At 69.5% G+C, this 23,343-nt stretch carries 21 protein-coding genes; 9 read left to right on the top strand and 12 right to left on the bottom strand.

The annotated features are described in order from the left end of the window. Window positions 1-789 precede the first annotated feature (789 nt). On the top strand, window positions 790-3,051 hold the full coding sequence (locus ACFC09_RS17050) for an NEW3 domain-containing protein (RefSeq protein ID WP_376528576.1): 2,262 nt from the start codon (window positions 790-792) through the stop codon (window positions 3,049-3,051). Between the two features lie 328 nt (window positions 3,052-3,379). Here ACFC09_RS17050 and ACFC09_RS17045 read toward each other — a convergent pair whose 3' ends face one another. The 4 genes from ACFC09_RS17045 to ACFC09_RS17030 all read right to left on the bottom strand — a co-directional run bounded on the left by ACFC09_RS17045 (window position 3,380) and on the right by ACFC09_RS17030 (window position 7,798). Next, window positions 3,380-4,075, bottom strand: a complete 696-nt coding sequence (locus ACFC09_RS17045) for a class I SAM-dependent methyltransferase (protein WP_376528574.1) — start codon at window positions 4,073-4,075, stop codon at window positions 3,380-3,382. Between the two features lie 1,076 nt (window positions 4,076-5,151). Beyond that, window positions 5,152-6,135, bottom strand: coding sequence for an RNA polymerase subunit sigma-70 (locus ACFC09_RS17040; protein WP_376528572.1), 984 nt, complete (start codon window positions 6,133-6,135; stop codon window positions 5,152-5,154). Window positions 6,136-6,179: 44 nt separating this feature from the next. After that, complete coding sequence (locus tag ACFC09_RS17035; protein ID WP_376528570.1) at window positions 6,180-6,923, bottom strand: SDR family oxidoreductase; 744 nt, start codon at window positions 6,921-6,923, stop codon at window positions 6,180-6,182. A gap of 284 nt (window positions 6,924-7,207) precedes the next feature. Then, the gene (locus ACFC09_RS17030; RefSeq protein WP_376528568.1) at window positions 7,208-7,798 is read right to left on the bottom strand and encodes a PadR family transcriptional regulator; all 591 of its coding nucleotides are present in this window, start codon (window positions 7,796-7,798) and stop codon (window positions 7,208-7,210) included. Between the two features lie 192 nt (window positions 7,799-7,990). On the opposite strand from ACFC09_RS17030, the gene ACFC09_RS17025 reads away from it, so the two are divergent. From ACFC09_RS17025 to ACFC09_RS17015, 3 genes are read left to right on the top strand one after another with little or no spacing between them, the layout of a single operon-like run. Further along, a complete protein-coding gene (locus tag ACFC09_RS17025; protein WP_376528566.1) occupies window positions 7,991-9,946 on the top strand; it encodes an alkyl/aryl-sulfatase in 1,956 nt (651 codons plus the stop codon). A gap of 33 nt (window positions 9,947-9,979) precedes the next feature. Beyond that, window positions 9,980-10,099 (top strand): DUF1214 domain-containing protein, encoded by a 120-nt coding sequence (locus ACFC09_RS17020; protein ID WP_376528777.1) that lies wholly within the window; start codon window positions 9,980-9,982, stop codon window positions 10,097-10,099. Between the two features lie 48 nt (window positions 10,100-10,147). Further along, window positions 10,148-10,732, top strand: coding sequence for a TetR/AcrR family transcriptional regulator (locus ACFC09_RS17015; protein ID WP_376528564.1), 585 nt, complete (start codon window positions 10,148-10,150; stop codon window positions 10,730-10,732). A 117-nt stretch (window positions 10,733-10,849) separates the two neighbouring features. On the opposite strand, the gene ACFC09_RS17010 is transcribed toward ACFC09_RS17015, so the two are convergent. Beyond that, window positions 10,850-10,978, bottom strand: a complete 129-nt coding sequence (locus tag ACFC09_RS17010) for a hypothetical protein (RefSeq protein WP_376528562.1) — start codon at window positions 10,976-10,978, stop codon at window positions 10,850-10,852. A gap of 434 nt (window positions 10,979-11,412) precedes the next feature. Here ACFC09_RS17010 and ACFC09_RS17005 point away from each other — a divergent pair, with 434 nt between their 5' ends. Next, on the top strand, window positions 11,413-12,138 hold the full coding sequence (locus tag ACFC09_RS17005) for a lysostaphin resistance A-like protein (protein ID WP_376528560.1): 726 nt from the start codon (window positions 11,413-11,415) through the stop codon (window positions 12,136-12,138). A 209-nt stretch (window positions 12,139-12,347) separates the two neighbouring features. Here ACFC09_RS17005 and ACFC09_RS17000 read toward each other — a convergent pair whose 3' ends face one another. Continuing rightward, window positions 12,348-13,337 carry an alpha/beta fold hydrolase gene (locus ACFC09_RS17000; RefSeq protein ID WP_376528558.1) on the bottom strand — a complete coding sequence of 330 codons (990 nt, stop codon included), beginning with the start codon at window positions 13,335-13,337 and terminating at the stop codon, window positions 12,348-12,350. Window positions 13,338-13,486: 149 nt separating this feature from the next. Here ACFC09_RS17000 and ACFC09_RS16995 point away from each other — a divergent pair, with 149 nt between their 5' ends. Beyond that, on the top strand, window positions 13,487-14,095 hold the full coding sequence (locus ACFC09_RS16995; protein WP_376528774.1) for a helix-turn-helix domain-containing protein: 609 nt from the start codon (window positions 13,487-13,489) through the stop codon (window positions 14,093-14,095). A gap of 266 nt (window positions 14,096-14,361) precedes the next feature. Further along, window positions 14,362-14,865, top strand: coding sequence for an Imm1 family immunity protein (locus ACFC09_RS16990; RefSeq protein ID WP_376528556.1), 504 nt, complete (start codon window positions 14,362-14,364; stop codon window positions 14,863-14,865). Window positions 14,866-15,074: 209 nt separating this feature from the next. Here ACFC09_RS16990 and ACFC09_RS16985 read toward each other — a convergent pair whose 3' ends face one another. The 5 genes from ACFC09_RS16985 to ACFC09_RS16965 form a co-directional block, all read right to left on the bottom strand. Next, a complete protein-coding gene (locus tag ACFC09_RS16985) occupies window positions 15,075-15,518 on the bottom strand; it encodes a hypothetical protein (RefSeq protein ID WP_376528553.1) in 444 nt (147 codons plus the stop codon). Window positions 15,519-15,996: 478 nt separating this feature from the next. After that, window positions 15,997-16,599 (bottom strand): hypothetical protein, encoded by a 603-nt coding sequence (locus tag ACFC09_RS16980; protein WP_376528550.1) that lies wholly within the window; start codon window positions 16,597-16,599, stop codon window positions 15,997-15,999. Window positions 16,600-16,680: 81 nt separating this feature from the next. Next, window positions 16,681-17,973: a sensor histidine kinase gene (locus ACFC09_RS16975; RefSeq protein WP_376528547.1), complete on the bottom strand. Its 1,293-nt coding sequence runs from the start codon at window positions 17,971-17,973 to the stop codon at window positions 16,681-16,683. Between the two features lie 19 nt (window positions 17,974-17,992). Next, window positions 17,993-18,679 (bottom strand): response regulator transcription factor, encoded by a 687-nt coding sequence (locus ACFC09_RS16970; RefSeq protein ID WP_376528543.1) that lies wholly within the window; start codon window positions 18,677-18,679, stop codon window positions 17,993-17,995. A gap of 323 nt (window positions 18,680-19,002) precedes the next feature. After that, on the bottom strand, window positions 19,003-19,761 hold the full coding sequence (locus ACFC09_RS16965; RefSeq protein ID WP_376528541.1) for a MerR family transcriptional regulator: 759 nt from the start codon (window positions 19,759-19,761) through the stop codon (window positions 19,003-19,005). Window positions 19,762-20,328: 567 nt separating this feature from the next. Between ACFC09_RS16965 and ACFC09_RS16960 the strand changes: the two genes are divergently transcribed. Beyond that, on the top strand, window positions 20,329-21,084 hold the full coding sequence (locus tag ACFC09_RS16960) for a class I SAM-dependent methyltransferase (protein ID WP_376528538.1): 756 nt from the start codon (window positions 20,329-20,331) through the stop codon (window positions 21,082-21,084). Continuing rightward, on the top strand, window positions 21,081-22,904 hold the full coding sequence (locus ACFC09_RS16955) for a glycoside hydrolase family 15 protein (protein WP_376528535.1): 1,824 nt from the start codon (window positions 21,081-21,083) through the stop codon (window positions 22,902-22,904). The genes ACFC09_RS16960 and ACFC09_RS16955 overlap by 4 nt, the downstream gene beginning before the upstream one ends. 110 nt (window positions 22,905-23,014) lie before the next feature. Here ACFC09_RS16955 and ACFC09_RS16950 read toward each other — a convergent pair whose 3' ends face one another. Further along, a complete protein-coding gene (locus ACFC09_RS16950) occupies window positions 23,015-23,329 on the bottom strand; it encodes a hypothetical protein (RefSeq protein WP_376528533.1) in 315 nt (104 codons plus the stop codon). Window positions 23,330-23,343 lie beyond the last annotated feature (14 nt).

Genomic DNA, 23,343 nt, shown 5'->3' with positions numbered 1-23,343 from the left:
CCTTCCAGGGCGTCCACTCCCGTGCTGGACAGTCGACGTTGACACCTCAAGGCGCGGCCATACCTGCTGGTTGGAATTCGTACGTCCTCGGCGTTGGGTGGTGCGGACACGGGCGGCGCCGCACCTGACGCCGAGCACGGGGAGGGGCTGGGGGACCCCGTTCCGGGAGCGTTCACGGGAACGTTCACGGATGGCTCGTGAATTGCTCGGAAGTCTGGCTTCGCCCCAGATGAATGTCAAGACATACGAGTCGATCCAGCGTCCGACCGGTAACGCCGAACCAGTCGGCCGAAGTTCGGCGCGGGCCTCCAGGTCCTCCGGGGCAGTGGATCGGCGCCGGTCAGCAGCCGCCCGACCCGTTCCACGGCGCGTGAGCCGATGCGACGCGTGTCGAGCGCCACGTTCTTCAGCGACCGGCCACCGTCCGGCCTGCGGACGGAAGTTGCGGGCGCATCACCACGGCGAGGTGCCGCACCTCTTGACAGGCACACAGCACCTGGTGCTATCTGTTGCTCTGCGTTTGATCGCGTGCGCTTACACCCTCTCTCACGGTGGATGTTGAGTGCACTTGGTGCGGTCGGGCGCAACTGGACGACAGTGAGCCGGGCGGGCTCCGGGCCGTTCCGCAGACCCGTACGCCGCGTCCCCTCCGCCGGGACGGCGGGCGCGGGGAGCGTGGTGCGCCGAGCCGACGCCCCTTGCCTCTCCGCGCTCCGCACCCCTGGCGCCGCCACCCCACCCTCTCGACCCTCTCGCGCCGTCAGGGCGCTGCGATGAAGGACACCACCCATGAGGAAACCGATCCGGGGCGCGCTCGCCGCATTCACCGGAGCGCTACTGCTCGCCACCGGCCTCACCGTGGCCGACGGACCGGCCGCACAGGCCGAGAGCAGCACCCCGTCCGCCAAACCCCTGCTGGGCTGGAGCAGTTGGAGCTTCATCCGGCGTACCCCGACGGCGCAGAACATCGAGGCACAGGCGAAGGCCCTGAAAGACAGCGGCCTGGCGAAGGAGGGCTTCGTCTACGCCAACGTCGATGACTTCTGGTACCACTGCCCTGGCTCCCAGGGCCCGGATGTCGACGAGTACGGCCGCTGGGTCACCGACGAGACCGCCTTCCCGCCGCACGGCAGCGAGAACGGCATCCAGGCCGTCGCGGATTACGTGCACTCCCTCGGCCTGAAGTTCGGCCTGTACGTCACGCCCGGCATCTCCAAGCAGGCCGTCGCCCAGAACACCGCGATCAAGGGCACTCCGTACCACGCCGACGACATCGCCACGACCACCGACGAGGCGAACTACAACTGCGGTGGCATGGTCGGCATCGACTACGGCAAGCCCGGCGCGCAGGACTTCGTCAACTCCTGGGCGGACCAGTTCGCCGGCTGGGGCATCGACTACCTGAAGATCGACGGTGTCGGCACCCCCGACATCGGCGACGTCCGCGCCTGGTCGCAGGCGCTGAAGCAGACCGGGCGCCCGATCCACTTCCAGCTGTCCAACAACCTGGACATCAAGAACGCGGCTGCCTGGCAGCAGCTCTCCGACGGCTGGCGGACCGGCGGCGACATCGAGTGCTACTGCGGCCCCAACGGCAGCAGCTACCCACTGACCACCTGGTCCTCCATCACCTCCCGCTTCGACCAGGTCGCGGCCTGGGCCCCGTACGGCGGGCCCGCCGGCTACAACGACTACGACTCGCTGGAGATCGGCAACGGCACCGACAACGGGCTCACCCTCGACGAGCGCAAGACCCAGATGAGCCTCTGGTCGCTCGCCGCCTCCCCGCTGATGCTCGGAACCGACCTGACCCACCTGGACCCGACCGACCTTGCCCTGCTGAAGAACACCGACGTCCTCGGCGTCGACCAGGACGGCATCGACGCGCGGCGGATCGCGGACGACGCCAACAGCCAGGTGTTCGCCAAGACCGAGAAGAACGGCGACGCGATCGTCGGCCTGTTCAACACCGGCTCGGCGGCGCGTGAGGTCGCGACCACCGCGAAAGCGCTGGGTCTGCCCGACTCTCGCGACTACGCGCTGACCGACCTGTGGACCCACGGCACCACCGAGTCGAGCGGCCGGATCGCGGCCGACGTCCCGGCGCACGGCGTGGCGCTCCTCCGCGTCCACCCGACCCACCAGGTCGTCCGCGACGCCGCCCCGTCTGTGACGCTGGCCCTGAACTGGGCGCCCGCCGAGAGCGACAGCACGACCCGTACGGTCACCGCGGTGCTCTCCGACAACGGCTCGCGTCCGGTCACGAACGCCACACTGGCCCTGACCGGCCCGGAAGGCGCGACCATCAGCACGAAGTCACCGACGAGTGCGCGCACCCTCAAGCCGGGCGGCACCCTGCGGGCCACGTACACCGTCGCCCTCGAACCGTCAGATGAGCTGTTCGCCACCAGTGACTTCCACGGGACCGGCTCGTACCGCTTCGGCCCGGCCAGGACGCCCCTGTCGGTCGGTGACACGATCACCGTCAACCACCAGGTCGGGGCGCCGTACAAGACGTTCGCCTCCACCACGGCGAGCTTCAGCCAGTCCGGCACGCGGCTCGGCATCCAGGCGCAGGGAGCCGACCTCTACACCCCCGTCGACGAATACGGCACGATCTACCTGCCGGGAGCCGAGCACGACGGCTCCACGACCACGGTGAAGATCGACTCCCAGGCGGACACGAACGTCTGGGCGAAGGCCGGGATCATGGTCCGCAACGACATCACCAAGGCCGGCGCCTCGCCGGGCTACGTGGCTCTGGTCGAAACCCCCGGCAACGGCTACCTCCTCGACTGGGACAGCAATGGTGACGGGCAGCTGGATTCGCAGGACTCCACCGGCACCGCGACCTACCCGTCGTGGTTGAAGCTGGTCCGCAAGGGCACCACGTACAGCGGCTACTACTCCACCGACAACTCCACCTGGAATCTCGTCGGCACCACCACCCTCCCCACCGCTGCCCCCACCCAGGACGTGGGCCTGACCGCGACGTCGCACGCTGCGGGCACGACGGGTGAAACGGACTTCGACTCTTTCACCACCAGCTGATCCTTGCTTCTCTCCCTCGGCGTCCGGCAGCCCGAAAGGTTGCCGGACGCCGGCCCGTCCGTCCTGCGGGCCGGGGCCCAACCTGCTGGTCGCCACCACAGAAGCGGGCTCAAGGTTCTGGGAGATCGACAGTGGACACGATCTCATGATCAGCAAGCCTGAGGCTGTCGCCGGCCTGCTGGTCGAGGAAGGAGCCCGAACGTGAACGCCCCGATGCTCACGGCCCTCGGTACTGGTGGGCCCGCGCATTCAGGTGTCACCAGTTCTGGCGCTCGGGAGACGGGGCAGTGACCGTGCACGTTCGCCGGGAGGCAGGGATTGCGTGCTGTCAGGGCCGCAGCAGCCTGACAGCAAGGAAACACGGAGCCTGGTGGAGCTTGGCGTAGGCCGTCTCGTCGAGTTCTCGCAGGCTGGGCGCCGGGCGCGGCTCGATGAGTCTTTCGAGCACGAATCCGGCGGCCAGCAGCTCGTTCAGGAACGTTTCCAACGGCATGCGCTGGTAGTGGACTGCCAACGGCCCCCCGGCGAGCGGGCGGTCGACCCAGTCCTCGGCGTAGTACGAACCACCGAATTTCCGCCAGTCAGCCGTCGGGTGGGTCGTCGAGACCAGCAGCCATCCTCCAGGACGCAGGACGCGTCGTAGCTCGCCGAGGAGACGTGGCCGGTCGGCGATGTGGTGGAGCACCAATGCGCACACGACCCCGTCGAACGACGCGTCGTCGACGAAGTCCAGCGGCTTCTCCGCGTCGTGCAACCGCAGTTCGGCCCGGTCACCCAATCGCTCCCGCGCATGACTCAGCAGAGTTGCGCTGCCGTCGATTCCGACTACCTCGGCACCACCCGCCAGGAGTTCGGCCGCGTAGTGCCCGGCCCCGCAGCCGACATCGAAGATCCTCAGCCCGGCGACATCCCCGGCCAGCGCGAGCATCGCCGGCCGGTCGGTGTGTGCGTTGTAGGGGCTGGTGTCGGCGTTCTTCGCGAAGTAGTCGCCGACTTCGTCGTGGTAAGCGGTCTTTGCAGGCATCGTGACAGCATCGCGCAGATGGCTGCCGACCACGACCGGTTTGTGCAACCGAGGAGGCGTCACCGTCAACGGGTGAGTCGACTTGGGGTCTTGTACTGGTGCTCGCGCCGGGGCCGGTGGCCCCGTTCCCGGCCGCGCGCTGCGGATCACCGCTCGGGGAACACCTGCCGCCGGTATCGATCCGCCGGACACGGCAGAAGGGCAGTCCAGGTGCCCGCTCGCACCGGGGACGGGCCCTTCTCCCGCGGCCAAGCCGGGGACGCGGCGGGTGCCGCGCTGGGTCGTTCGCGGGCCGCGGCCCGCCGTACGGCGACCGCCGGGACGGGCGGGGTGCGTCGAGGCTCATGGGCGTCCCTTCCACGGTCCCGGAACAGGACGTGACCCGGCCCGGCCACAGTTCCCGACCGGACGCCGCGCTCACCCCCGCCACGGCCCGAGCCCTCATGGCCTGATGCCGGTCGTGGCGTGACATGAACCGACCGGGCGGACCGCCCGTTGATGATCCGGGAGGGAGCGCCGGGCGACGGCGCGACAAGGAAGTACGGTACAAATAAAGCAATTCAGCGCAGAATAGACGCGTACTGGCAGCCCATGACCCGTGCCGAGTTCCAGGAGGAGCAGAACAACGCGGCGCGGGGGATCCGTCCCGATTCCGGTCAGGTGAGGCAGTCCGCGCGTGGCGACCGCTTGTCGCATCAGGTCGGCGAAGGCATCAGCCGCGCGATGACATGGCTGGCGGGCCGAGGCCGGGAGGTGGACGGGGAGAGGGTCCCGCTGCTCTCGGATCAGGTGGCGGAGCCCACAGGGCAGCCGTCGTCACCGACTCCTTCGGCCTCTTCCTTCCTTCCGGCGGGAACCGAAGGAAGGCGGTCCGGCCCCGTCCCGGGGGCTCGGCAGCCGGCTGTGACCACCGCGCACCAGAGTGCGCGCCGGCAAGACACACGAAGCAGCGGCATACGATCCAGACTGCGCTCACGCTAGGTCGGCACACTCCCTGGCCATGGGCCGGGAGCGGCCGAGCGGCCTGCTCAGCGCGCGGCCGTCGCGGGTCCGGACCCGAAGACACGGCTGCCCTGTCAGCGGGGCGTGGGTGCGGGTGCGAGGGTGAACGTCGGCACCAGGCTCGGGTCGTTGAACGCGGTGATGCGGGAGACATGGGCTCCGACGAGCGTCAGGACATGGACGCCGTACGGCTCGTAGCGGCCGTCTCCGATGTGCTGGTGGGCCACGGCGGCGGGCTGCCCGTTGGCAAGGGTGGGCACCAGGCTCCACCGGTCCTTGCGCAGTACCCGGTGGGTCAGGAAGCCGATGACGGCGCGACGGCCGGTGAACCATGTCGGGGTCGGCGGCATCTCCATCTCGACGTCGACGCGCAGGAGTTCCACCAGGGCATCGGCGTCGGCGCGGGTGAAGGCATCGACGTAGCGCTCAAGGAGGGCGCGCCGGGACTCCTCGTCGGGTTCGGTCAGGGAGTCCTGGACCGGTCCGGCTTCGGCCAGACGGGCCCGCGCACGACGGAGTGCGCTGTCGACGGCCGCGGGCGTGGAGCCCAGGATCTCGGCGACCTCGCCCGTCCGGAACGCCAGCACGTCGCGGAGCGTGAGCACGGCCCGTTGCCGGGCGGGCAGGTACTGCAGCGCGGCGATGAAGGCGAGCCGCACCCCCGTCCTGCCCGCCACGGCCACGGCCGGGTCTCCGGTGCCGAACAGCGTGTCGGGTGCGGGCTGGAGCCAGGCCACCGACGGTTCGCGCCCGCTCATGGCCACTCGGTGATCGTCCGAGGGCGCGCCGAGGCCCGAGGGCAGGGGCCGCCGGGCTCGCGTCTCCAGAGCCGTCAGGCAAACCCTGGTGGCGATCTTGTACAGCCATCGCCGCACCGAGGCGCGGCCCTCGAACGAACCGAAAGCGCGCCAGGCCCGCAGGTACGTCTCCTGCACCAGGTCCTCGGCGTCGTGGATCGAACCGAGGATCCGATAGCAGTGGGCGAGCAGTTCGGGACGGTACTGCTCGGTGCGGGCGGCGAACTCCGCCCGCTCCGCGTCCTGGGCGTACGGTGACATCGTGCCGGCTCCTTGGGGTGCGGTCCGTCTGCTGTAGGTGCGGCTCAGCCCACCGGGGCCAGACCGTCGCCGGTGACCTTGTACTCCAGGGCGCTCTCGGCGTCCCGGACGACGTCAAGGACCGCCTGTGCGGCTCGTTCGGCGGTCAGGACCGGCTGCTCGCGGCTCATGACGAAGGTGTCCCGGTCGACGCCCTGCCTCGCGGCGTAGCCGTCGATCGCGAGCGAACCGACGCCGCCGGACGGGCTCATGTTGGGCAGCAGCGTGTGGAACCGAATGCCGAGCCCGGCCCGCGCCGACTCCTGTGCCGCGTACCCGCTCAGATAGCGGACGGCGGCCTTGGCACTGGCGTATCCGCCGCTGAGCGGGGAGCCTGCCAGTACCGCTCCGCTGGACATCGACACCACAACGCTGCCCGGCGCCAAGGGTGCCAGCAGGGCCTGGCGGGTCCAGGTGAAGACGTGCCGGGTATCGGTGTGCCAGTGGCGGCTGAAGATCTCCCAGGTCTGCTCGTGCACGGGCGCCATGTGCGGTGGGGCGCCCGCGTTGAGGACGAGCAGGCCGGGACGGTGTTCCCGGATCACGCGCTGCGCGAGCGTCTCGTCGGTCGCGTCGGCGGCGACGGGTGTGAAACTCTCGCCGAGTTCGTCCCGTACGGTACGCAGTTCCTGCTCCTGGCGGGCGATTCCGAAGACGTGGGTGCCCCGGGCGACGAGCGCGGCGGCGATCGCGCGCCCGAAGCCGCGGCTGGCACCGGTGACGACAGCAGTGGAGAAGAGATCGGACATCGGACACTCCGGACGGTGGTCTGGTTCGGTCCGTATCAAGACCAAGTACCGGAGGAAAATCCGTCGCTCCCCACCGAGCCGAGAATGTGACATGCACCACATGTCGCTGTGTCGCGCCGTGGCCGTCGCCCTGGCGTCGCGCTTCCCGGGCCGTGAGGGTGATGCGGAAGTGGGTGTCCTGGACGTGGACGGTGACGATCTCGTCGGCGCGGGTTCGGCCGACGCGGAGTCGCCGGCCGAACCGCTGGGCAAACACGCCCGAACCTCATGCGGCGGCCGAGTCGTCAGTGCCGCGCCGCCGGTGGTGCCGGTACTGCCGGTACCGCCGGTACCGCCGGTGCCGCTCGGGAAGTCTCCTGTGCGCCGTCGAGCTCCTGGCGGAGCCACGCGCGTTCGGCGCGGCTGATGGCGCGGGCCATGAGCATCATGCCCCGGCGGTAGGGGTCGGCGACTTCCTCCGCGCTCAGCGGACGGTCGCCGTCGTAGAAGAAGCTCGCGGGCGTCTCCAGGAACTCCAGGCGTCGCCTCAGTACCGCATGCTGCTCCTCGGTGTCGGGGAGCTGGGACAGGAACGCCAGGATGGTCATGAACCTGGCATGGTCGGTGATCTCCAGCTGGGCCGGCTCACGCAACCGGTGCAGCAGTTCGGCCCGTCCGGCCTCGGTCAGGGTCAGCACGTACTTCTGGGCGGCTGCCGCCCCCGGTTCCGTGTGGCGGGCCAGTTGGCCGCGTTTGACCAGGCGGTTGATCGCCGGATAGAGACTGCCGTCGCTGACCGGCCGGGTGTGCCCCGACAACTGCTCGACCCGGCGGCGTAGCTCGTAGCCGTGCAGCGGGCCTTCCGCCAGGTATCCCAAGATCGCAAGCTCCAACACGAGTCCATCGTCTCACGCCACATCGACATACCTCGATTCGAGGTGTTACGCTTCGGCATACCTTGGATCGAGGTATTCGCGGTTCCCGCGCGGCGCATCACGCCTGACCCGAGACGGAAGGCGAAGACACGCCGAATCGACTGCCGACCGCGTGTCCGAGAGCGCCCGTGCTCGCAGTGAGGAGAGAAGAAGATGTCGCAGACAGCCGATACGCCGTCGGGGAACAGCTCACACGAAGCCGGTTCGGTCACGGCGCGACGGCACGCCGCCGCTGCGCGGGGACTGCCGTGGGAGGACCGGCGGGCGTTCGAGGACGCACGGCGCGGCAGACTCGCCTCCATCGAGCCGCCCGTCGTCCGCGATGCCTCGGGCAGGGTGGTCTGGGATCTGGCGGCGTACTCCTTCGTCGAAGGCGAGGCCCCGGTGACCGTGCACCCGAGCCTGTGGCGCATGGCCCAACTGCTGCGACATCACGGCCTGTTCGAGGTCACCGAAGGGGTCTACCAGGTGCGCGGCTACGACGCCGCGAACATGACCGTCGTCGTCGGCGAGCGCGGCTACGTCGTGATCGACCCCCTCACCTGCGTCGAGACCTCGGAGGCGGCGCTGGAGCTGGTCCGCGAGCAGCTCGGCGACCGTCCGGTAACGGCGGTCGTGCATACGCACGGACATCTCGATCATTTCGGCGGGGTCAAGGGAGTCGTCGATGAGGCGGATGTGCGGTCCGGGCGCATCCCGGTGGTCGCCCCCGCCGGTTTCTACGAGCACGCCGTCAGCGAGAACGTCTCTGCCGGCGTCGCGATGAGGCGCCGCTCCGCCTTCATGTTCGGCGGCCCGCTGCCCAAGGGCGCCCTGGGACACGTGATGAACGGCAGCTGCGCCGCCCTGGCGACCGGCCGGACCTCACTGATCCGGCCGACACACGAGGTCTCCCGTACAGGGGACGAACTGGTCCTCGACGGTGTCCGGTTCGTCTTCCAGTACGCTCCCGACACGGAGGCGCCCGCGGAGATGAACTTCCACCTCCCCGAGCACCGAGCCCTGTGCATGGCGGAGTTGATCTCCCATCACATGCACAACCTGTACACGCTGCGTGGCGCCCCGGTCCGTGACGCGGCGGCCTGGAGCACCGCGATCGACGATGCGCTGCGCCTGTACGGGGATGTCTCGGACGTCATGTTCATCGGCCACGGCTGGCCCGTCTGGGGCCAGGAACAGATCGCCGAACTGCTGGGCATGCACCGCGACGTGTACCGCTACCTCCACGACGAGACACTGCGCCTGGCCAACCACGGCCACACGCCGAACGAGATCGCCGAACTGATCGAGCTGCCCGACTCGCTCGACCGCCACTGGGACAACCGCGGCACCTACGGTGCCACACGCCACAACGTCAAGGCCGTCTACCAGCACTACCTCGGTTGGTTCGACGGCAACCCGGCCAACCTGGACCCGTTGCCGCCCACCCGGGCCGGCCGACGCTACATCGAGTTGATGGGCGGAATCAATGCCGTGGTCGGCCATGCGCGCACCGCCCACGACGCGGGCGAGGGCCGGTGGGCCGCCGAACTGCTCAAGCACGCCCTGGCCGCCGACCCCGGCCACGAAGCCGCACGCCTGCTCCAGGCGGACGTCTTCGAACAGCTCGGCCACCAGTCCGAAGCAGCCCCTTGGCGCAACTTCTACCTCGTCGGCGCCCAGGAACTGCGCCACGGCGCCCCCAGCGGAAAGCCGTCCGGTGCGGGAATCAGCCCCGACCTCATCGCCGGAATGACCACCGACGCGATCCTCGACTACCTGGCCATCCGCCTCAACGGCCCCCGCGCGGCCGGCACCCGGCTCCGCATCGGACTCGAAGTCACCGCCGACGGCAGCGGGCTCGGGCCGACCAGCGACACGCGCACGGTCATCATCGACAACGGCGTTCTGCGGCACCGGCAACCGATCGACACCGAGACACCGGCCGGTACCCTGCGCATCACCCACACCGCGCTGGCACACCTCGCCTACGGATCGGTGCCACTCGACGAACTCCTGACGAAGGACGCTGCCGCAGTCGACGGTGACCGCACCGACCTCGACACCCTGCTCACCCTTCTCGACACGTTCACCGGCACGTTCGAGACCGTCGTCCCGAACCACCGCTGAGCCGCACCCCGAGGCGCCCCTCGCGGCCACCGGATCCGCTTCGAACCCGCGACCCGACGCACCCGGGGCAACTGGCTTCCCGTCCCGGCCGGCGGCCGGTTCAACCTGGTCATGCGCCTGTACGCGCCGTACGAGGCCGCTCTTGCGGGATAGGATCGCGACGTGGTTGGGAATGCAGACAAGCGACAGCACATCTTGGACGTGGCAACGCGCCTCGCCAGAACGGAAGGTCTGCGGGGCCTGAGCGTGCGATCTGTCGCCGCCTCGGCCGGTATCGGCGCGACGACTCTGCGGGCGTATTTCCCCTCACAGGCGTTGCTCTACCGGGCCGTCGCGGAGCGGGTGATCTCCCAGGTGCTCAGCGAAGAGTGGATCCAGGATGTCTCCCTGGCCCCCGTGGATCGCCTGTACGCGAGCCTGCGGCAGTTCCTCCCCGGCATGGCGGACCGGCATTCCGCCCTTTCGATGTGGTTCGAACGGCTCACCCTCGCTCTTGGCTCCGATGCCAACGCGGAGGTGCTGGAAATGGTGCGCTCCGGGCACGATGAGTCCGTCGTGGTCGTGACACGCTGGTTCACGCTTCTGGCAGCGGACGGAAGTGCACCGCGAGACACACCGGAGGTGCTGGCCAACCGGTTCGTGGCCCTCGTGGACGGGTTGCACCTGAGTCTCTTGTTGGACAAGGGCGAAGGAGCGCTCGACCGGGCGGAAGCCACACTTCGCTGGTTCGCGGAAGAGTCCCTGACCGCTCCCGAGGAGAACGCCCCAGACGCGAAACCTGCGTGAAGGATTGCGTGAAGGATTGCGTGAAGGATTGCGGGATCCGGCGACCACGGACGAATTGACTGCTCGTCGCACAGCGCCTCCGGAGGCGTGGTTCACCATCCCGAACAAGGTGGAACGTCACCGTGACGACGCGGATCGACGGTCGACCATCAGCTGGGCGAACCAGCGGATGGTGTTCTTCGCGGCACCGAGGTCGGCTTGATCGGGAGGGCGCAGTGCCTTCAGGCACAGCCCGTTGACAAGCATCAGCGCGTCGGAAGCAACGTCGATCCGTCGTCGCCCCCCACCACCACACCCACCCGCCTCAACCACGACACGGCGGACGTTCGGCGAACCGATCTCTCGCGTCGAGGCCGGACGGAGCGCGGGCCTCGACGATCTCCTCCCGAACGGCCATGCCGAGGAGCGCACCCGCATACCGGCACACTGTACCGCACGATGTGCGGTACAGTGTGCCGCCAGTGGCTGCGGTGCCTGCCACGCTCGACGTCAACTCACCGTCCCCAGCGGACCGTCGGCGCGAGATGGCAGGCATCGTTGCGGCCCGGTCCGACGCCGACCGGCTTCCCGGCCGTTCTGCGAAATACCTTTCCGCTCAACGCCCAACGCCCACACATACGCGAAACCAGGCCAACACAGACAGCCCGTCGAAAAACCCGACCCCCATGAGAGACACTTCCATGAACCTCAACGCCGCTCCGACAGATTTGAACGCCACGCCGGAAGGTTTGATCGGTGCGGAGGAGCAGCGACCCGGGTGGCCCGAGATGTTCGCCGCCGCCGTCGCCTACATCCTGAGTTTCATCATCGGCGTGCCGATCGTCAGCGCACTCACCCACGACGAGTCGGTCGCGAGCGGGCTGTCTCTCGCAGCGCTCTCCGGAATCATGGGCCTGCTCGCCTTCTTCGCCGCTTTCGTCATCCGTAGGCGTTCTTGGTCCGCGTTCAATGTCCGCGCCATCACGGCTCGCTGGATCTTCCTCTCGCTCGGCTTCGGGCTGCTCGCGTTCGTCCTGACCCGCGTGGTCGCCGCCATCGTCGTGGCGATCACCGGGAGCACGGACGGAGATCCGCAAGGCGACTACCACGCCGCTTCCAACGCCGGTCCACTCGCCCTGACCCTGCAACTGCTGTTCATCGCCGTTCTGACTCCCCTCGGCGAAGAGTTCGCATTCCGAGGGGTGGTCTCCACTGCGCTCACCCGGTACGGCACATGGGTGAGCGTCATCGGCAGCACCGTCATCTTCGCCTTGGCCCACGGCATCAACCTGGCTCTGATTCCGGCGATCGTCGTCGGCGCGATCAACGGCATTCTGCTGGTGCGCACCAAGTCGGTGTGGCCAGGGGTCATCGTTCACGCGGTCAACAACGGTGTGTCGACCATCCTCATCGCGCTGGCGGGCTGATTCGATTCAAGGGTGCCCGGCACTGCGGCCCGGACACCGAAGCGGGGTGGACGGCGGCGGTGGCAGGATCATCGGCAAGCGATCGACGCGATGCGCCGTCGAGTACCGCGACCGACACCCCCCAGAGTCAGCTCAGGGGTCCGGGCGATGCCCTCGGGTGTGCCGGCCGGGGTTGTCCTGCGACGGATCCGGCCGGCACACCCGGCGATTCAGTCCTGGAGGGAGGCGAGCCAGTCGGTCAGCAGGCGGTTGACCTCCTCGGGACGCTCCTGCTGGATCCAGTGCCCGCAGCCGTCCAGGATGTGGGCGGAGGCCAGGCCGGGGAGGGTGGCGGGGTAGGCGTCGATCGCGTCGGCCATCCAGGTGGTGGAAGCGTCCAGGGCACCGCCGATGAACAGGGACGGCTGCTTGATCGCGGCACCGCCGTACTGGGCGAGGTCCTCCCAGTCGCGGTCCATGTTGCGGTACCGGTTGAGGGCCCCGGTCACGCCGGTGCGCTCGAACTCCCCGGCGTACGCGTCGAGGTCGTCCTCGGTCAGCCAGGCGGGCAGCTTGCCGCCGGGGAAGCGGTCGCGCAGCTTGCCGCCGGCGCGGGTGACGAAGTGCGGGTCGGGCTCGCCCTGGCCGGGCATGGTGTCGGCGGACAGGGCCGCGTAGAAGCCCGCGAGCCAGCCCCGGACGTCGGGCTCCATCTCCGCCTCGGCCCGGCCGGGCTCCTGGAAGTACGAGACGTAGAACTCCTCATCGCCACCCATCTGCGCGAAGACGTCGGTGGGACGGGGGCCGCCGGGCGGCGCGTAGGGGACGCTCAGCAGTCCGACGGCGCGGAAGACCTCGGGGTGGAGCAGGGCGGAGGTTGCCGCGATGTTGGAACCCCAGTCGTGCCCGACGACCACCGCCTTCTCCTCGCCCAGCGCGTGCACCAGGGCGACGTTGTCCTCCACCAGGTCGAGCATCCGGTAGGCGTCCGTCGCGGCGGGCTTGGAGGAGCGGCCGTAGCCGCGCACGTCGAGCGCCACGGCCCGGTACCCCGCCGCCGCGAGGGCCGGGAGCTGGCGGCGCCAGGAGTACCAGGACTCGGGGAAGCCGTGGACGAGCAGGACCAGCGGACCGGTGCCCTGCTCGACCAGGTGCAGGCGCCCGGCGGGTGCCTCGATGGTGCGGTGGTGCAGGTCGGCGGACGGCGCGGGGTGGTGCATGGTTTCTCCTCGGTTCACGGACGGCCGCGGTTACCCACCGATCATGCGGCGCAGCGGCCGCCCGAAGCGAGCCCCCTTGCCAGTCTGGCAAACTTGCAGGACAGGGTGATAAAGGCAGTACAGCGGAAGGAAGCGGGGCAACGGTGACGGTGACGGACGACGACATAGCCGACACGCTGGCGGCCATGGGCGCCCGGCTGCGGACCGCGCGCGAGCAGCGCGGCGCCACACTCACCGGCGTCAGCTGTGCGACCGGTATCTCGCTGAGCACGCTGTCGCGGATCGAGACCGGCCGGCGCAATCCGACCCTGGAGGTGCTGCTCCAGCTCGCCAAGGCGTACGACATCTCCCTGGACGAGTTGGCGGGCACCGCACCCGCCGCCGCGGCCGGACCGCGCACCCCGATGCAGCAGCGTCCCGGCGACGACAAGGCGGTGCTGCCGCTGACCCGGTACGTGGGGGGCCTGCACGCCCACAAGCACGTCCTGCCCGCCGTCGACGCGCCGCCGACCCGGCCGCGGCAGGTCTCCCACGACGGGTACGAATGGCTGTGTGTCCTGTACGGGCGGCTGTGGCTGGCGCTCGGCGAGCAGGACCTCGTCCTGAGCGCCGGGGACGTCGCCGAGTTCGACACCCGTACCGCCCACGGAGTCGCGAACGCCGACCCCGGCGGACCGGTCGAATACCTGATCATGTTCGGGCCGCAGGGCGAGCGCCTACGACCGCGCACGCTTCCGGCCCCGGGCCGGGCCCGGTAGCCGGGGGCACCGCCTCCGGGACCACTCCCCCGTGACATTGCCCGCGGCCACACGACGCGGCGGCGTCCGCAGCGCACAGCGGGCGCGGGCCGCAGGGCATCTCGGACAGCGGGAAGGAGTAACGGCCGAGCATGTCGATGTGGTGCCGAGGCCGGGGGCCGCGAAATGAGGGGCGGACCAGAAAGTTCTTATTCCGTTTTATCGAGCGGTAGCTACGGCCCCCCACGGTGCCTGGTCTTCCAGCAGTGGGGCGGAAGGGTGAAGAAGTGACGATCAAGGTGTTCGGACAAGAGCCTCTGCACCTGACGAACGACCGCGAACTACAGGATTTCCTCGATGAAATCTTCGCCGAAGAAAATAAGGAAGGCTATCTGAACGTAGACATCCAGGCCGTCAAGGACGAAACCGAAGACATTGATAACGTGCTTTCGATCGGTCTTGACTACGATTCCGGCTACGGTGCACTCATCTGGCACTGCACCGATGGGGTCGCAGAACAGATCAAAACATTCGCAAGCGCCGATGTGGCAGAGTACGTCTGGGTTTCATGGAACCCGGCCCCTCCGGCGGTCGACCCGCAAATTGTGAGCGATCCGTGGTGTCCGAGTTTCTTCAACCGCGTTAGCGCCATACCGCTGAGTGATGTTCGTTCAGCAGTGGAAGCGTACTACCGGGAGAGCACTGGATATCGGCCATCCACACTTCAGTGGGTAAAGGGAAACTTCACCGGGGAGCTACTTGAGGAAGTTGATGCGGACCGGGAGAAATGAGTAGTCTGTTTCCGTCCCGGCCCTGTTGTACGTGCTCTCGACAGCGAGGAGAAGGACGGCGCCCCTCGCCTGCGCGGTCGGGGCGCCTGGACGACGTCCGCGTGGCGAACTCAGGCCGGAGCGGACGGGTTTGGTTCGATCGCGGCCTTCACGAACCCGTCGGGCTTGCCGACTGCGTCCCGGAACGCGGCGGGAACCTCGTTTGTACGTCACGTCCGCGCCACCTGCCTCGGTGCCTGCGGCGCGGCGGGAAGCCCACCCGCCGGTGTGAACACACCGGGAAAGACGGCGCTGATCCCGGCACCGGCGACGACGAGCGCCGCCAGCGTGGTCCCGGGCTGTCCGAGCAGCAGCGCCGCGCTCAGCGCGGCAGCGCAGCACAGGGTGCCGGCCCGGATCAGGCGGGCCCAGCCGATGCGGTCGACCATCCGGTCGTTGAGCAGCCGGGTGACGGCCTCCCCCGCTGAGAAGGCCGCGTATCCGGCGGCGGCTGTTGCGGCGTCCGCACCGACGTGCCTCAGATACACGCCGCCCCAGGAGGCGGGTGCATCTTCCACCAGAGCGGCCAGGAAGGTCATCGGCGCGAGCAGCAGCACGATGATCCCTCTGTTCGGCCCCTGCCCGCCCGCATCCCGTTCGCCCGCGTCCGGCATGCGAGCGGTCTTGGGCCGCTGCGCCTGCCGAGCGTTTTCCCCGTCCGGCCCGAGCCCGCACGTCGCCACCGCCGACACCACGGCGAGCACGACAGCGTGATCACGAACTGGGTCGTCAGTGTCAGGCCGAGGGCCGCCGTGGCCACTCCGGCCAGCGCGCCGGCGACAGCGCCGACCTGTCCTTTCATCCGCCGGAATCCCAGGCCAGTTGTCCTGAGTCCGACCGCGTTCGAGCGGGGCCGAAAGACGCCGCCGACGCGGTTGGCGGCGGCCATCCTGCTGCGCGGCGACGGCCAGAACCGCATCGTGGGGGGAGAGAGCACGCCGTGCAGCTCCGACAGTGCTTCGCCCCGCCGCACAGCGACGGGGCGAAGCAGTCCGGGCCGACTCGACCGGCGGTCGCGCTCACACGCCCGACCGCGGCCGACCCGCTCCCGACGGACCGGCCGACGGACCGGCCGACGGACCGGCCGACGGCTCAGGAACGAGTGGCCTCGGGCCGGGTCGGCTCAAGCTTGGACGGCTGCCCGTCCTCAAGCAGTTCCACCGGCGTGAGGCGGTTGCCATGCTGATCCACGAAGATCACACACCTCCCACTCGGCTCATCGGCGGGCTTGCCCGGCTTGGCCGGAACACCCGGCGCGTCAGCGGGCTTGCCCGGCTTGGCCGGAACACCCGGCACATCGGCGGGCTTGCCGGGCTTGGCCGGAACACCCGGCACATCGGCACGGCCGCCCACCTCGACGATGACGACCTTGCACTTCTTGGCCGGCTTGGCGTCATGGTGCGACGCCGAGGAGGCCGAGGCGGAGGAGGTCGCGACGCCCAGCACCAGGGAACCAGCCGCGAGGCCGAGCAGGACGCCGTAACGCTTGGTGGCAGTGAAGCGGAACCGAGACACAGGAGTCTCCTTCATGTTCTCTACAGAGGTGGCTTTCGGCGGACCGTTCGATCCGTCGACAACCTCACTCTCACGGATCGATGCTGAGTCCTCGCTGAAACCCCTGAAGCCCCGCTGAACTCCCGAAGTCCCGCTGAAACGCCGCCGGACAGCCACCCCCACAACCATCTCCACAGCCACCCCACACACCCATCCCCCCACACCCGTCCCCGGCACCCGCCCCTCCCTGCCCCTACAACGGGTATTCAGCACAACGGGTATTCAGCTTGCGCAGGCGACCCTGGCCTCCTCCTGGGCCCGTGGCAGGCGTAGAAGCAGACGGGCGCCGCCCCAGGGGCTGGTTTCGATGGCGAGCGTCCCGCCATGGGCTCGGGCGATGTCCCTGGCGATGGCGAGGCCGAGGCCGGTGCCGCCGTCCTGGCGGGCGCGGGCGCCGTCCAGCCGGGTGAAGCGTTCGAAGACACGCTCGCGGTCGGCCTCAGGGATGCCGGGGCCGTCGTCGTCCACGGCCAGTTCGACCGTTCCGTCACTGACACCCACGGTGATCGAGACCCTGGTACGGGCATGTCTGCGGGCGTTGTCGGCGAGGTTGGTCAGGAGGCGGAGAAGCTGCACCCGGCTGCCGGTGACCACGGGGCCTTCCCCGCCGCCGTCGCCCGACATGGTGATCGTGCGGGGCTGGCGCTGTGATTCCTCGGCCGCGAGTTCCGACAGGTCCACCGCGGTTCTGCGGTGCGTTTCCTGCGCGTCGAGCCGGGCGAGCAACAGCAGATCGGAGGCGACGGCCTGGAGCCGTTCGGTGTCCCCGAGCGCCTTGTGCACCGCGGTGGGCCAATCGGTCCGCGAGGGGCGGGCCAGAGCGAGTTCGAGTTGGGCGCGCAGGGCGGCGATGGGACTGCGCAGTTCATGGGAGGCGTCCGCGATGAACTGGCGTTGCCGGTTCATCCCCTGCTGGAGCCGGTCCAGCGTCCTGTTCATGGTCTGTGCCAACTGCGAGATCTCGTCCCGTGCCGCCGCCACGGGGACCCGGCGGTGCAGATCGCGTTCGGTGATCTCGGTGAACTCCTGCCGGATGGCGGAGACGGGCCGCAGGGCTCGGCCCACCAGCAGCCAGGTGAGAGCGGCCACGAAGAGGACGAGTCCGACGGCCGCGGGGGCCACCTTGCCGAGCAGCAGACCGGTGGCGTTGTCGACGGCGGTGGTCGAGGGGCGCACGGTCACGCTCAGCGGCGAGGCGCTGGCGCTGTCCTTGAGTACCAGCGGAGCCGCGGTTTCGCCCGCGGGCGCGGGGACGACGTCGTGGCCCGTCCCGTCCCGGAGGTTGATGTCGTCTGAGCCGAGGATGAGGGGTTTACTCTCCACGGGATGCAGTTCCTGCAACTGGGTGTTGATGGTGTCGGCGGTCTTCGTCGCGTCCATGTTCGCGCTGTCGCGCAGGTTGTGCTGGAGCGCGAGCACAAGGGCCAGCATGCACAGCGCGAGTGCGAACGCGACGGTCCCGGCGGCGGCCAGAGCTGCCTTGGCGCGGACGCTCATCCCGGTCACGAACCTCATGGCGTCCTCATCCTCATCCTCATCCTCCGTCACGGGCCAGTAGATATCCCGCGCCCCGTATCGTGCGGATCGCACTGCGGCCGTACGGCACATCGATCTTCCGGCGCAGGCTTCTGATGTAGACCTCGACGAGATTGGCGCCGCCGTCGTAGGCGGTGTCCCACACCGTCTGCACGATCTCGGATTTGGAGACCACCTGGCCGGCGTGGCGGGCGAGGTACTCCAGCACGGCGAACTCCTTCGCCGTGAGAGTGATGCTCTCATCACCCCGGGAACAGCCCAACGCCGCCGGTTCCAGGCGCAGATCGCCCATCGCCAGCACTTCGGGCCGGTGCAGGTCACCCCGCCGGACCAGGGCACGTAACCGCGCGAACAGGACGACGTAGGAGAAGGGCTTGGTCAGATAGTCGTCCGCTCCGACATCGAGCCCGTCCGCCTCGTCGTATTCGCCGTCCTTCGCGGTCAGCATCAGAATCGGCGTCCAGATGCCACGTTCCCGCAGTTGTCTGCAGACCTGATAGCCGGACAGCCCGGGGAGCATCACATCGAGTACGACCGCGGCGTATCCACGCTCGTACGCGCGCCCGGCCAACGCCAGCCCGCTCGGCCCGTCATGGGCCGTGTCGACGGCGAACCCCTCCTGCTCCAGCCCCTCTTTGAGGAGTTCACGCAGCCGGACGTCGTCTTCCACCACGAGAATGCGCACAGGGTCAGGGTCGCATGCGCAAGCTGAATGCCCGCTGAAGGGACGGGACGCGCGCCGGGGATGGGTGTGGGGCGCGCGCCGGGGACGGGTGTGGGGGTGGTTGTGGGGGTGGTTGCGGAGATGGTGGTGGGGGTGGCTGTCCGGTGTGGGTCCCCTCGTGGCGTGGAGCGCGTGAGTGCAGGGGAAGCCGAGGTTCATGAGAATGGACGGGCAGCACCCGGTTGAGGCGGCAGCGGCCGGTTCTCGGGATCGGACATCGTGGCCCGCCGTGACGCGGTGCAGCCGCCATCGTCGCCCTCCCCCGATGGCGGCTGCGTCGTGTCTCAGCTCAGCCGGGTGGCGGCGTACGCCTCCATGGCGTCGCACTGGTACCCGGCCAGCCCCGGGGCGATGGCCTCGTACGCGGCGCGCCACGTCTCGTTGTCGATGATGGAGCGTCCGATGGCCCGGTACTCCTCGGCGGAGACAGCGCGCAGTTCGGTCAGTGCCCGGTACTGGGTGTCGATCTCGGCCTGGGCCGGGTCGGCGTCGACCGGATGGCCCGCGACCATGAGTTCGGCCAGCCGGATCATCTGCGCGGTGCGCTCACGGTGCGCGGTGTCGGCGTCGGCCTGGCTCATCGTGGCGGCGCGTCGTCCGACCGCCTCGGCGAGTTCGGGGTAGTCGCGCATGGTGTCCTCGTAGTGCGAGGGCGTCACGCCCTCGAAGAGGTTCTCCGGGCGGTTGATGGCCATGGGACGGTCGTCCTTCCTGGACTGCTCCAGTTCGGCGATCGTGCGGGAGACGGTGCCGGCCAGAGCGTCGAGCCGGTCCCGCTCCGCGAGGAGGCGTCGGTGGTGGCCCCGCAGGGCGTCCACCTCGTCGACCTGCTCGGACAGGATCCGGCCGATCTCCGGGAGCCCGACGCCCAGCGCTCGCAGTACGAGGATCTGCTGCAACCGCAGGAGCTGGTGCTCCTCGTAGGAGCGGTGACCGTTGGCGCCGATCCGGGCCGGCGGCAGCAGGCCGGTCTCGTCGTAGTGGCGCAGTGTCCGGGCGGTCACGCCCGACATCCGTGCCACCTCCGCGATCGGCCAGTCCATCGCCACTCCCGCACGTAGGTGTCGCCGGGCCGGTCGTTCCGGCCCTGGCCACGACGGTAGAAGCTGCCGCAACGGCAACTTCAACCCCGAAACCCAGGATCCTCGCAATCGAACAGGCCCGGTCCACCCCAAGACGGCACGGCCTCCGCCCGCTGGCGAAACTCTGAACATTCTGGGCCCTGACCCTGCCCCTGACCCTGCCCAGGACCTCGGTGCCTCACCAATCCCCGTAGAGACGTTGTCGTCTCTCGTGAACAGAGCCAGACACCCGCATGCCCGTCCGGCACGGCGGTGCGGCTTGTTCCGTGTCAGGTTGTAGCTGGCTTCCCGATGGGTTTGTGGACGGTCATCCGTCGTGGGGGATGCGGGCTCCGGGCGGTTGGTGAGGAGTGGGCCGGTGGTGGAAGGAGGCAGCGGATGGACAGGGACGGACGGCCGGACGCCGGCCGTACTCTTCCTCGCCTCGGCCCTCGCCTCGGCCCTCGCCTTCGAACTCCGCCGGACCCGGAAAACCACCTACCCCCACCTCCACACCCACACGACACGCCCCACACCGGGCACCACACCATGACGACCGACGAGGAGTCGTCCTGTGACGGCGCGGACCCTTACGCACTCGCCCGTCGGGCCGGTCCCGCACCGGTGTACCTGCGGCTGGCGGGCAGGCGCAGGATCCAGGTGCCGGTACACCGCTGGTACGGGCGGCCCACCCGGGCCGACGAGACCGTGCTGGCACGCTGCGTGAATCCCGTTCTCGATGCCGGCTGCGGACCCGGACGGCTGTGCAGGGCCCTCCTGGGCCGCGGCGTCTTCGCGCTCGGCGTCGACCTGGCTCCCCGCGCGGTCGCCCAGACCACCGTCCTCGGCGGGATCGCACTGTGCCGATCGGTGTTCGACCAGTTGCCGGCCGAGGGCGACTGGCAGACCGTCCTGCTCATCGACGGCAACATCGGCATCGGCGGCGACCCGCACACCCTGCTGTACCGGTGCATCCAGCTCACCGCGCCGACAGGTACCCTCCTTGTCGAGGCCGACCCCGACGACGTCGAGGAGCGCTGCTCCGCCCGGCTGGAAGACGGTCACGGCCGCGAAGGTCCACCGTTTCCCTGGGCCCGGCTGGGAACGCCGGCGCTCCACCGGATCGCCGCGGACCTCGCCCTCAGCGTCACCGACCAGTGGCGATGGGGCCATCGGCGCTTCCTCGCCCTGTGCCGCCACGCCTCGACCCCGCTGCGCCGCGGCGAGCCGGTCGCGCGGTGGCGAGGAGAGGAGCGTCCCGGCCGGGCCGCGTCCGGCCCGGGGCAGGCGGGCTGCGGCACATGAGCACGCGACCGATCAGTGACCACGCTCTGCTGTCCGACTGCCGCTCGGCCGCGCTGGTGACCACCGACGGCTCGGTGGACTGGCTGTGCCTGCCCCGGTTCGACAGCCCGGCGATCTTCGCTCGGCTCCTCGACGAGGACGCCGGCCACTGGGTCATCCGCCCGACCGACGTGGGCGACATCAGCCGCAGGTACGTCGAGGACACCCTCGTTCTGGAGACGACCTTCCGAACAGCCACGGGTACGGCGGTCCTGCGTGACGCGCTCGCCCTCGGGCGGCGCGAACGCGGGCACGCGCTCGGCACCGCTTCCCCCGGAACGCTCCTGCGGCAGATCACCTGCACCGAAGGGCAGGTGGACATCGAGATCTCGTACGCGCCGCGCCCCGAGTTCGGACTCGTCCACCCGCTCCTGTCAGCCGTACGAGGTGGGCTCGTGGCGTACGGGGGCGCCCACGTCCTGTTGCTGTCGAGCCCCGTCGAGTTGCGGGTGAGCGGGTCCACGGCGCACGGGCGGATCCCGCTCCCGGCGGGGCGCCGCCTCGGATTCGCCCTGCACGCCGGGCCGATGTGGGAAACCGCTCCGGTGAGCTGGCGGGCGGGGCGGATCCGGCGCCGTATGTCCGACACGGTGGAAGGCTGGCGCTCCTGGTCGAAGCTCCACCGCGGGTACGCCGGCCCCTGGCAGGACGAGGTGGGCCACAGCGGACGCGTGCTGCGCGCCCTGACCTACGCCCCCACCGGGGCCATCGTCGCCGCGGCCACCACGTCCCTGCCCGAGACGGTGGGCGGAAAGCGCAACTGGGACTACCGCTACACATGGGTCCGTGACGCGAGTTTCACCCTGCAAGCGCTCGCCACGGCCGCCTGCGAGAAGGAGAAGAACCGGTTCTTCGATTTCCTCGCCCGAGCCGCGGCAACCCAACTTGACCGCGGCGTCGACCTGCAGATCATGTACGGCATCGGTGGCGAACGCGATCTCAGCGAGCGGCTGCTGCCGCACCTGACCGGCTGGCGCGACAGCAGCCCCGTACGGATCGGCAACGACGCCTGGCGCCAACGCCAGCTCGACGTCTACGGCGAACTCCTCGACGCCGCTCACCAGACCCTTCCGCCCGGTGAACCCCTCGCCCCGGCCACCGCGACGTTCCTGATCCAGGCGGCCGAGACAGCGGCCCAGCGGTGGTCCCGACCGGATCAGGGCATCTGGGAAAGACGCGGCCCCAGCAGACACTTCCTCCACTCGAAACTGATGTGCTGGGTCGCCCTCGACCGCGCCATCGCCATGGCCCCCGCCCTGCGGGCCGAGGAACGCCTGTCCCACTGGCAGCAGGAGCGCGACCGGATCCGCCAGGCCATCGAAGAACGCGGTTGGAAACCCGGCCTCGGCGTCTTCACCCAGGCATTCGACAACGACGACCTCGACGCGTCCGCGCTGATGCTGCCCATCGTCGGCTTCCTGCCGCCGCACGACCCCCGCGTCCAGTCCACCGTGCTGGCCATCGCCACCCACCTGACCGACCGCGAGGGCCTGGTCCGCCGCTACCTCACCGACGAGTTGCAGGAAGAGGAGGGCTCCTTCTTGCTGTGCACCTTCTGGCTTGCCCAGGCCCTCGCCGTCACCGGCCACACCACCCGGGCACGAGGTGTCTTCCAGGCCGCCCTCACACATGCCAACGACGTCGGCCTGCTGGCCGAGGAGACCGACTCCGTCACGGCGGAGGCCCTCGGCAACTTCCCCCAGGCGTTCAGTCACATCGGTCTCATCAACGCCGCTCGCGCCATCCGCGATGCCGAGCGACGGACAACGCACGTCCAGTAGGCGTCCCGCGGGCCGGTAGCGGCGCCTGCCGAACACTGGGCTGAGGTTGAGCGCTTGAGGGCCGGCCGGTCGACGCCGTCGCGCCGCCAAGCCGTCGGCCGGGTCCGTGATCAGCCCCGCCCGGCGTCTTCGAGTGCGCGACGGATCCGGTCGACGCCCGGCGCCCCGGCCAGGCCGCCCTGGGTGCGGTACATCCGGCACGCGAGGGTCGGGGTGGCGCCAGGCTCGGCGAACGGGTCGCGGCCGTCGACGAGGATCGTCGGGGAGCCGGTGAAACCGGCCCGCTCGGCCTCGGCCTGGTCGCCGACCACCCGCGTGGTGACGCCGGCGGTGGTCAACCCGGCGACGTCCAGCGCCTGTCGCACCCGTTCCTCGGCGAGTCGCTGGTGCGGGCAGTCGGGTACGACCAGGATCTCGATCTCCATGTCTCCAGGATCGC

This window comes from Streptomyces sp. NPDC056161, assembly GCF_042268025.1.
GTDB lineage: Bacteria > Actinomycetota > Actinomycetes > Streptomycetales > Streptomycetaceae > Streptomyces.
This window is presented reverse-complemented; position numbering and strand designations above follow the sequence as displayed.

Excerpts from the sequence above, each read along its gene's own strand:
- ACFC09_RS17050 (WP_376528576.1), top strand. The coding sequence starts at position 790 with ATGAGGAAACCGATCCGGGGCGCGCTCGCCGCATTCACCGGAGCGCTA.
- ACFC09_RS17045 (WP_376528574.1), bottom strand. The coding sequence starts at position 4,075 with ATGCCTGCAAAGACCGCTTACCACGACGAAGTCGGCGACTACTTCGCG.
- ACFC09_RS17040 (WP_376528572.1), bottom strand. The coding sequence starts at position 6,135 with ATGTCACCGTACGCCCAGGACGCGGAGCGGGCGGAGTTCGCCGCCCGC.
- ACFC09_RS17035 (WP_376528570.1), bottom strand. The coding sequence starts at position 6,923 with ATGTCCGATCTCTTCTCCACTGCTGTCGTCACCGGTGCCAGCCGCGGC.
- ACFC09_RS17025 (WP_376528566.1), top strand. The coding sequence starts at position 7,991 with ATGTCGCAGACAGCCGATACGCCGTCGGGGAACAGCTCACACGAAGCC.
- ACFC09_RS17010 (WP_376528562.1), bottom strand. The coding sequence starts at position 10,978 with ATGCTTGTCAACGGGCTGTGCCTGAAGGCACTGCGCCCTCCCGATCAA.
- ACFC09_RS17005 (WP_376528560.1), top strand. The coding sequence starts at position 11,413 with ATGAACCTCAACGCCGCTCCGACAGATTTGAACGCCACGCCGGAAGGT.
- ACFC09_RS17000 (WP_376528558.1), bottom strand. The coding sequence starts at position 13,337 with ATGCACCACCCCGCGCCGTCCGCCGACCTGCACCACCGCACCATCGAG.
- ACFC09_RS16985 (WP_376528553.1), bottom strand. The coding sequence starts at position 15,518 with ATGCCGGACGCGGGCGAACGGGATGCGGGCGGGCAGGGGCCGAACAGA.
- ACFC09_RS16975 (WP_376528547.1), bottom strand. The coding sequence starts at position 17,973 with ATGAGGTTCGTGACCGGGATGAGCGTCCGCGCCAAGGCAGCTCTGGCC.
- ACFC09_RS16965 (WP_376528541.1), bottom strand. The coding sequence starts at position 19,761 with ATGGACTGGCCGATCGCGGAGGTGGCACGGATGTCGGGCGTGACCGCC.
- ACFC09_RS16960 (WP_376528538.1), top strand. The coding sequence starts at position 20,329 with ATGACGACCGACGAGGAGTCGTCCTGTGACGGCGCGGACCCTTACGCA.
- ACFC09_RS16955 (WP_376528535.1), top strand. The coding sequence starts at position 21,081 with ATGAGCACGCGACCGATCAGTGACCACGCTCTGCTGTCCGACTGCCGC.
- ACFC09_RS16950 (WP_376528533.1), bottom strand. The coding sequence starts at position 23,329 with ATGGAGATCGAGATCCTGGTCGTACCCGACTGCCCGCACCAGCGACTC.